7 protein-coding genes are annotated in these 8,573 nt (G+C 59.7%); 5 read left to right on the top strand and 2 right to left on the bottom strand.

The features are described 5' to 3' along the window. The first annotated feature begins 50 nt into the window (after positions 1 to 50). From J2X65_RS20380 to J2X65_RS20395, 4 genes are read left to right on the top strand one after another with little or no spacing between them, the layout of a single operon-like run. Positions 51 to 1,640: a class I SAM-dependent DNA methyltransferase gene (locus tag J2X65_RS20380; protein ID WP_310204933.1), complete on the top strand. Its 1,590-nt coding sequence runs from the start codon at positions 51 to 53 to the stop codon at positions 1,638 to 1,640. Continuing rightward, a complete protein-coding gene (locus tag J2X65_RS20385; RefSeq protein WP_310204936.1) occupies positions 1,630 to 2,823 on the top strand; it encodes a restriction endonuclease subunit S in 1,194 nt (397 codons plus the stop codon). Before J2X65_RS20380 ends, J2X65_RS20385 begins: the two co-directional genes overlap by 11 nt. Then, the gene (locus tag J2X65_RS20390; protein WP_310204939.1) at positions 2,823 to 3,515 is read left to right on the top strand and encodes an abortive infection family protein; all 693 of its coding nucleotides are present in this window, start codon (positions 2,823 to 2,825) and stop codon (positions 3,513 to 3,515) included. Before J2X65_RS20385 ends, J2X65_RS20390 begins: the two co-directional genes overlap by 1 nt. Continuing rightward, positions 3,512 to 6,664 carry a type I restriction endonuclease subunit R gene (locus J2X65_RS20395; RefSeq protein ID WP_310204943.1) on the top strand — a complete coding sequence of 1,051 codons (3,153 nt, stop codon included), beginning with the start codon at positions 3,512 to 3,514 and terminating at the stop codon, positions 6,662 to 6,664. Before J2X65_RS20390 ends, J2X65_RS20395 begins: the two co-directional genes overlap by 4 nt. Positions 6,665 to 6,719: 55 nt before the next feature. Here the strand turns inward: J2X65_RS20395 and J2X65_RS20400 are convergent, their stop codons facing one another. Beyond that, positions 6,720 to 7,268 carry a recombinase family protein gene (locus J2X65_RS20400; RefSeq protein WP_310204945.1) on the bottom strand — a complete coding sequence of 183 codons (549 nt, stop codon included), beginning with the start codon at positions 7,266 to 7,268 and terminating at the stop codon, positions 6,720 to 6,722. A gap of 176 nt (positions 7,269 to 7,444) precedes the next feature. After that, positions 7,445 to 7,882, bottom strand: a complete 438-nt coding sequence (locus J2X65_RS20405; protein ID WP_310204948.1) for a hypothetical protein — start codon at positions 7,880 to 7,882, stop codon at positions 7,445 to 7,447. 106 nt (positions 7,883 to 7,988) lie between these two features. On the opposite strand from J2X65_RS20405, the gene J2X65_RS20410 reads away from it, so the two are divergent. Continuing rightward, positions 7,989 to 8,336 carry a helix-turn-helix transcriptional regulator gene (locus J2X65_RS20410; RefSeq protein WP_310204952.1) on the top strand — a complete coding sequence of 116 codons (348 nt, stop codon included), beginning with the start codon at positions 7,989 to 7,991 and terminating at the stop codon, positions 8,334 to 8,336. Positions 8,337 to 8,573: the final 237 nt, after the last annotated feature.

Consider the following 8,573-nt stretch of genomic DNA (forward strand, 5'->3'; position numbering starts at 1 on the left):
ATCGTTCCGCAGCACCGCTATTGTGCTGTCGGCTAGCTAGGGAGAATCCAGTGCCACGAGGACGGAAACCAGGAACGACGAAGACTGAGGCCAAACCGTCCAAGGCCGCGAACGGGTTCGAGACGACGCTATGGGCCACCGCCGACAAGCTGCGAGGCAATATGGATGCCTCGGAATACAAACATGTCGCACTCGGCCTCATCTTTCTGAAGTATATCTCCGACCGCTTTGAGGAGCGGCGGGCAACGGCCCTAGCGGACCCTGAAGAAATCGACCTCGTCGACGAGCGGGACCTTTATGTTGGCGACAACGTCTTCTGGGTGCCCGAGAGCGCGCGCTGGGATTACCTGAAGGCGAACGCAACGAGTACCGACCCGACAATCGGCGCTCTTATCGATCGCGCCATGCTCGATCTCGAATCCGAAAATCCGAGCCTTAAGGGCGTCCTGACTAAGAACTACGCCCGCCCGGAACTGGACCAGACCAAGCTCGGCGAGGTCATCAAGCTCTTCTCCGATCTGACATTCCAGGACGAGCACCACGGCCAGGACATGCTCGGGCGCGTCTACGAGTACTTCCTCGGCCAGTTCGCCATCGCCGAGGGAAAACGCGGCGGCCAGTTCTATACGGCCGGCTGTGTAGTGCAGTTGCTGGTGGAGATGATCCAGCCCTTCAAGGGCCGCGTCTACGACCCGTGTTGTGGCTCGGGCGGCATGTTCGTCCAGTCCGAACGGTTCGTTGAGGCCCACAACGGCAAGCGCAACGACGTGTCTATCTTTGGTCAGGAGTCGAACCCTACCACGTGGCGGCTCGCCAAGATGAACCTTGCGATCCGAGGTATCGAAGCGAACCTCGGCCCGAAGTGGGCGGATAGCTTTCACGAGGACCTCCATCCCGGTTTAAAGGCTGACTTTGTCCTCGCCAACCCGCCCTTCAACGACAGCGACTGGGGCGGCGATCGGCTCCGCTCTGGCGATCGCTGGCAATATGGTGTTCCGCCGATCGGCAACGCAAACTTTGCCTGGGTCCAGCACTTCATCCATCATCTCGCCCCTCATGGCTATGCCGGTTTCGTGCTCGCAAACGGCTCCCTGTCAAGTCAGCAGTCGGGGGAGGGTGAGATCAGGCGAGCAATCATCAATGCCGACCTCGTTGACTGCGTCGTTAGCCTGCCAGGGCAGTTGTTCTTCACGACGCAGATACCTGTCTGCCTCTGGTTCGTGACCCGCGACAAGTCGAACGGGCTCGTGCGCGACATGAAACTCCGTGATCGGCGACGGCAGACCCTATTCATTGATGCGCGCGGTCTTGGCACGATGCAGACACGTACGCTCAAGATGCTGACGAACGCGGACATTGCCAAGGTGGCGGACACCTACCACGCTTGGCGGGAGACGGCCGACCGATATGCGGATGAGCCGGGTTTCGCCAAGTCGGCTACGACAGATGAGATTGCAGCGCAGGGCTACGTTCTCACTCCTGGTCGCTATGTTGGGACGGCGGTGGCCGACGAGGAAGAGGAGCCGTTCGACAATCGGATGAAGCGCTTGACGGCAACCTTGCGCGAGCAGGTGGTCGAAGGAGCGGGTCTAGACGAACGCATTCGCAAGGCTTTAGCCGGGGTCGGCTATGGCTGGTGAATGGGAGTTGGTCACGTGGGGCGACCTAGCCACGCTGGAGTACGGCAGGGCGCTACGCACTTACGGCCAAGTGACCAATGCTGCGCGGGTGTTTGGCACGAATGGCCCTATCGGTTGGCATACGGAAGCTCTTTGGAGCGGGCCGGGCGTTATCGTCGGCCGCAAAGGCGCCTATCGAGGAGTCCACTACACAGAAGAGCCTTACTGGGTAATCGACACTGCCTATTCACTGCAGCCCAGAAAGCCCTTCAACCTGCGTTGGGCGTACTACCAACTCCAAACCATCGATCTCGACAACGTCGACGATGGCTCGCCTATCCCGTCAACGACGCGCCCCGCCTTCTATGCACTGCCGGTTCTCAAGCCGCCACGAGCCGAGCAGGAAAAGATCGCTGAGATACTCAGCTTACTCGACGACAAGATCGACCTGAACCTGCGGATGGCGGAGACGCTGGAGGCGATGGCGCGGGCGCTGTTCAAGAGCTGGTTCGTCGATTTCGACCCCGTCCACGCCAAGATGGAAGGTCGTCCGACGGGACTATCCGATGACATTGCCGCGTTGTTTCCGAAGAGTTTTGGCGAGGACGGGACGCCAAGAAGTTGGACGAGCCGCAGCGTCTATGACTTTGCCCGCATTGTGTACGGTGCTCCGTTTGCGTCGTCGCGCTTCAACACCGATGGAACAGGACTTCCTCTAATCAGGGTGCGCGATCTGAGTTCGCACCAGCCCTCAATCTTTACCGACGAGCAGCATAAGGCGGCCCACGTGATTGAGCCGGGCGACATTGTCGTTGGTATGGACGGGGAGTTCAGATGTCATCTGTGGCACGGTGAACCGGCCTATCTAAATCAGCGCGTATGTCATTTTGAGCCAGCCGCTAACATCCCTAAATCCTTCGTGGCTCTTGCTCTCCACGCGCCGCTGGCTGATCTCGAAGCCAGCGCTGTTGGGACTACGGTAATACACCTCGGAAAGAAGGATTTGGATACAGTTAGGTTTGTCTGGCCAGGCGAGGCGGTGCTACGAGCTTTCGGCGACGTATGTGATAACATGATCGTTCGAATGATTAGTGCGGCAAAACAATCCCGCACCCTCGCCCAGTTCCGGGACGCGCTTCTCCCTAGATTGATTTCCGGCGAACTGCGGATCGCCGATGTCGAGAAGAAGGTCTCCGCTGCCTAATGGCCTTCGCACTCCAGATGCTCCGTGCGCTTATCGAGGCTCATCCTGATCGGGCAGCATCGTTGCATCGGCATGTCGAAGCGCTAGAAGCGACCATTCAGAGCGAACCTCAACTCTGTCTCCATCGAGTGAGAACACTTTTCGAGGCCGTTCATGAAACTATCGCACCGCAGCTCGGGATCGATCTAAGCGATGTGATCGAGTTCCCAAGTCGGAATAGCCGTATCATAAAGGCGATGGACTTCTCGGTTCCCAACCATCCGGATGCCGATAGGATAAACGCCGCCATAGCCAAGCTTCTGGGTTCGATTAATGGGACAGCGGCTGCCTTGGCCGAACTCAGCAACATCCCGAACCTTCGACACGGCGGGTCGCTTGATTGGGGAACCCTCGAACGCCAGCACGCAATGATGCTCGGCGGCTTGTGCGACACGCTGGCAAGCTTCCTGTTTGATGTTGCCTGGAGCCGTGCACCTGCCCCGGTCGCTAAGGCTGAACAGAGCCGATATGAAGATTTTGGCGTGTTCAACGCATCGTTGGATGATGAATACGAGATAGTCGAGATCGCAGGCTCCACCTTCCTGCCCAGCCGTATTTTGCATGCTCTGGACCCAATCCAGTACGAGGACGTTCGGGTCGATTGGGAGGCGGAGCAGGCTGTCTTGCAGAGCGATGACGGAGCCGCCGCATGACGGACGTTTACCCCGTCGCGACGGAATCTGCGGCTGCGGGCTTTCGTGAGGAAGCTGTTGAACTAGCAGCCCTGTCCTGGTTCGAATTGATCGGCTGGAAGACCGTTCCGGGTGACTATCTTGCGCCGGATGGCCCAATGGGCGCGCGCAGCAGCTACAAGCAGGCGGTACTTGAACCCGAACTGCGCAGTGCTCTCGCAACGCTGAATCCCGATGCAACGCCGGCCATGATCGATGCGGCGGTACGAGCTGTTCTAGCAACGCCAAGCCAGGACGTGATCGAGAACAACCGCGCCTTCCATCCGCTTCTCGTATCCGGCGTTCCGGTCGAGATCAACCAGGACGGCGAGACGCGAACCGTAGGACTGCGGCTGCTCGAACGCGCCGATCCCAACGCCAACCGTCTGCTCGTCGCGCATCAGTTCATTGTCCAGGGCGCAGACAAGCGCGATGTTGTCAGGGCTGACTTGGTGGTGTTCGTCAACGGGCTCCCTCTGGCTCTCTTGGAACTGAAAAGCCCCTCGGACGCCCAGGCGACGTTGGAGCGGGCGCATACGCAGTTCCGGAACTATCGAACCAAGGTGCCCGAGTTGCTGCGGTTCAATCAGATGCTTGTTATTAGTGATGGTATCCAAGCGCGCATTGGCTCGCTGACAGCCGGCCTGGATCGATTTGCCCCCTGGAGATCGATTGACGGCTCCGCGCTCGACGACACCGGCCGCTCGGAACTGGAAGTGCTGATCCGCGGCGTCTTCGCGCCCGAGCGCTTCCTCGACCTCATCGTCGATTACGTTGCCTTCGAGGTGATCGACGGCGTCGTGAAGTCGAAGAAGCTCGCCGGCTATCACCAGTTCCACGCAGTTCGTAAGGCGCTCGCCTCTACCATCGAGGCCGCAGGCGTCGGCGGCCAGCACCGGGGCGGCGTGGTCTGGCACACGCAGGGCTCTGGCAAATCGCTCACAATGCTGTTCTTCGTTCGTCAGCTCCAGCTCGCCAAGGCGCTCAAGAACCCAACGATCGTTGTCGTTACGGATCGCAACGATCTCGACGATCAGCTCGCCGGCACCTTCAACGCGCACAGCGCCGCCCTCCGGACCACCCCGGCCCAAGCCGACAGTGCGGACGAGATGCGACGCCTGCTCACAGTAGATATCGGCGGCCTCGTATTCACCTCCATCCAGAAGTTTCGAGGCGACGAAGGCGAGCATCCGCTGCTGACGCCCCGCAGCAATGTTGTGGTGATCGCCGACGAGGCACATCGGACGCAATACGGGTTTAAGAAGCGCTTCGTCATCGCAGACGGCGGCGTGCGCGAACAGGTCGGATTTGCCGAATACCTGCGACAGGCTCTGCCGAACGCTACCTTCATCGGCTTCACGGGCACGCCGATCGACGACAAGGACCGCTCGACGGTCGGTGTCTTCGGTGAGGTGATCGACACGTACGACATGACCCAAGCGGTTGCCGATGAGGCGACGGTGCCGATCCACTACACGGCCCGACTAGCCAGGCTCCGCCTCAACCTCACGGACGAGGAGCGGGCCGAGTTGGACGCGCTCGCCGAGGAACTGACGGAGGGCGACGAAGCGGCGATCGAGCGCGGCAAGAGCAATATCGCCCGGTTCGAGGAGGTGGTGGGGGCACCCGACAGGGTTGCCCAGATCGCGACCGACATCGTCGAGCACTTCGAGCGTCGTCGCGAGGCCATGGCCGGCGGCAAGGGCATGATCGCCACGATCAGCCGGCGCGTGGCGGTCGAGCTATACGATCAGATCGCGGCGCTGCGGCCAGACTGGGTCTCGGCCGATGCACGCGACGACGCTGCCGGCATGTTGAAGGTCGTTATTACCGGTAACGGCAATGCCGATCCCGCGCCGCTGCAACCTCACTTGCGGACCAAGAAGCGCCTTGAGACGCTTGCCGAGCGGTTCAAGAACCCGGCTTCGGGCTTCGATCTAGTCATCGTGCGCGATATGTGGTTGACCGGCTTCGACGCACCGTCCTTGCACACGCTCTACATCGACAAGCCGATGCACGGGCACGGCCTCATGCAGGCGATCGCCCGCGTGAACCGGGTCTGGGGCGACAAGCCCGGCGGACTGATCGTGGACTATCTCGGGATTGGCGCGGAGCTGCGGGCGGCGCTGGCGCAGTACACCGCACGAGACCGTGATCAGGTGCGCCTCGATCCCGACGAGGCAGTTCGACAGACGCTGACGCGGCTTGAGAGCGCCCAAGCACTTCTTGACGTTACGCCGTGGCGCGAGTTCTTCTCGGCCGGCCCGGCTGGACGGCTGACCATCCTCAAGCAGTGCCTCGAACACGTCTTGGCCAACGGACATCGTGATGGCTTTATCGAGGCGGCGACCAAGCTGGAGGTTGCCTATGCGCTAAGCGCAGGCGATGAGCGCGTGGCGGCACGCCGAGACGAGATCGCCTTGATCGCCGCTGTCCGCGCCAATCTCATTAAGTACACAACCGGACCGGGTCGGGGACGCGAAAGCATCGAGCGCGACATTCGGCAACTGCTTTCCCGTGCGGTGATGGCGGATGGCATCCTCGACATTTTCAAGTCGGCGGGCCTCAATCAACCGGACCTATCGATCCTTTCCGACGAATTCCTCGCCGAAGTCGGACAGACGAAGGAAAAGAACCTTGCCGTCGAGACACTGCGCCGGCTGCTGGCGGATGAGATCAAGGCGCGATCGCGATCGAACATTGTCGAGGCCACTAAGTTAAGCGATCGACTGGACGACGCCCTGCGGCGTTACCATAACCGTGCAGTTGATAGCGTACAGGTGATCGAAGAGCTGATCGCCCTCGCTAAAGACATCAGCGCGGCGAACGCCCGAAGTGCGGAGCTAGGTCTCAATACTGAGGAACTAGCGTTTTACGACGCTCTAGCGGAGAACGGCTCTGCGAAGGCTCTGATGGCCCATGAGCAACTTCGCATCCTAGCCCAGATTCTTGTGCAAACGATCCGAAGCTCCGCAACGATCGACTGGACGCGCAAGGAGAGCGTTCGAGCCAAGATGCGGATCGAGATCCGTAAGCTGTTGGCACGATATGGCTATCCTCCTGATCTCCAGAAGGCCGCCGTCGATCTTGTCGTGCGCCAAGCCGAGGCTTTGGCAGCGGGTTGGGGTTAATTCCATCCAAGTAGGCAGCAGGCTACGTCAGCTAAGTTTGCAACTGGTTGCAATTTTAAGCTCCCAGTGCCCGGTACACGCTGGCGCGGCTGATACCGAGCATCTTCACAATCTCAGACGCCCCCTTGCCTTCGGCCGCAAGGGCTTTCACCTGGGAGGGGTCAATGGAGGCGGGGCGCCCCTTGTACACTCCCTCGGCCTTCGCCTTGGCAATACCCTCAAGCTGCCGCTCGCGGCGGATGGCAGTTTCAAATTCAGCGAACACGCCAAGCATCTGGAGGAAGGCGCGGCCAGCGGCAGACGAGGTGTCAATTGGCTGTTCGGTGGCGCGCAGCGTGACGCCCTTCGCCTCCAGCATCGCGACGATGGTCGCGAGGTCCGCGATGGAACGGGCGAGGCGGTCGATGCGAGTAACTAGGATGGCGTCACCCTTGCGGGCGAACTCGATCAAGGTCTGAAGCTCAGTGCGCCCCTTGGCGGTCGTTCCCGACTTCTTTTCGGAGCGGATGACGGTGGCGCCAGCGGCGCACAGGGCAGCTTCTTGGATATCCAAATCCTGGTCTGTGGTGCTGACCCGCGCATAACCGAAAGTCTGGTTGGTCATCTCTATGCCCCGCCTCTGTCTCATTTGGTTCTAGATCCTGACTTTATGGTGCCTCATAAATTAAAAGTCAATCCAAATGAGACATGATTTCTGTCTCACGAAGGTGCTTCGCTGGGGTATACCCATATGAGATAGAGGGAGAACCGCTCAGCCGGAGTGAGGGCCTCCGCCATCGCTCACAGCTGCCCAGGATAGGCCCTCACGGCAAGCACCTGACGAGAGACGGGATCGTAGTCGCACTCGTAGGTGTGAATAATCCAGGCACCAAACCCGTTCTGAAATTTTATCGCGCTGCCGAAGTAGCGGATATTTTTCCCCTGCGCGTCAAGCCATTGTGCTTTGGGAAGCTTCGGATCTGCTAAGCCATCGGTCCATTCGAAGTTGTTCTTCGCTAAACGCTGAATAGGCCCTCTGCAATCAATACCAGCTTCCGCCTGCCATTTGCTCGCCCAGCATTTAATGTCGAGCGAGCACTCCTTATCAACTTGCTCCTGCGTGACTGAAGGTTTGGCTCTCTCCGATGTGGAAGGGCCCGAAAAGAACCACCAATAAATGCCGACGGCGAGGACCGGAAAGAGGATGATATTTTCTAACGTGTAATTCTTCTTCGTCACGTCTGCCTCGTTGCCCATGCCGCGCCGTTGGGCGCCCGATATGTGGTTATAGCACACCACGTATCGTACATGGACGTGTTGGTGCCGTCAGGAACAATTCGTTCCGATGGAGCTATTCGCCACACAGTTGAGGAAGCGAGCTGAGGAGCTGGGCATTTCGCATGCCGAGGTCGCTCGGAGAGCAGGTCTCACAGAACGCCGCTATGGAAATTATGTCGCCGGAACGCGAGAACCCGACCTCGCTACTCTTGTCCGCATAGCGACAGTGCTCAGCACTTCGACCGACTGGCTGCTCGGCTTGGGCGCTGGCGACGTCGAGCAGACGCATGACGCGGTTCTGCGAAGTCGGCTGATGGCAGCAGCAGCTGGGCTCTCAACAGATGACCTAAGCCTTTTCATCATTCAGGCAGAAGCGATTGTCGACGCACGGCGACGCCAAGAGCCTCACGGTTAGAGGCTGCGTCTACTCTACAGTGCGGCGTAAACTGTCTGCGGAACGGCATCATGCTTTGGGTGGGTGGTTCTGACACTCTCCTGGTAACTCGTCTCCTAGGCGGATGATCGCATCACACATCGTCGCGGTAGCGGAGCCGGCGCGTGGCCTGCTCCCTGGAAAGTGGTCCTCCGTGAAGTAGGCTTTCGGGCCTTTGGAGGATGGCGCCATGGCGCAGAAGAAGCATAAGCCTGAAGA

It is taken from the genome of Ancylobacter sp. 3268 (genome assembly GCF_031456575.1).
GTDB lineage: Bacteria > Pseudomonadota > Alphaproteobacteria > Rhizobiales > Xanthobacteraceae > Ancylobacter.

What these genes read in the sequence shown, in the direction of transcription:
- J2X65_RS20385 (WP_310204936.1), top strand. Translation starts at nt 1,630, where the DNA reads ATGGCTGGTGAATGGGAGTTGGTCACGTGGGGCGACCTAGCCACGCTG.
- J2X65_RS20390 (WP_310204939.1), top strand. Translation starts at nt 2,823, where the DNA reads ATGGCCTTCGCACTCCAGATGCTCCGTGCGCTTATCGAGGCTCATCCT.
- J2X65_RS20395 (WP_310204943.1), top strand. Translation starts at nt 3,512, where the DNA reads ATGACGGACGTTTACCCCGTCGCGACGGAATCTGCGGCTGCGGGCTTT.
- J2X65_RS20400 (WP_310204945.1), bottom strand. Translation starts at nt 7,268, where the DNA reads ATGACCAACCAGACTTTCGGTTATGCGCGGGTCAGCACCACAGACCAG.
- J2X65_RS20410 (WP_310204952.1), top strand. Translation starts at nt 7,989, where the DNA reads ATGGAGCTATTCGCCACACAGTTGAGGAAGCGAGCTGAGGAGCTGGGC.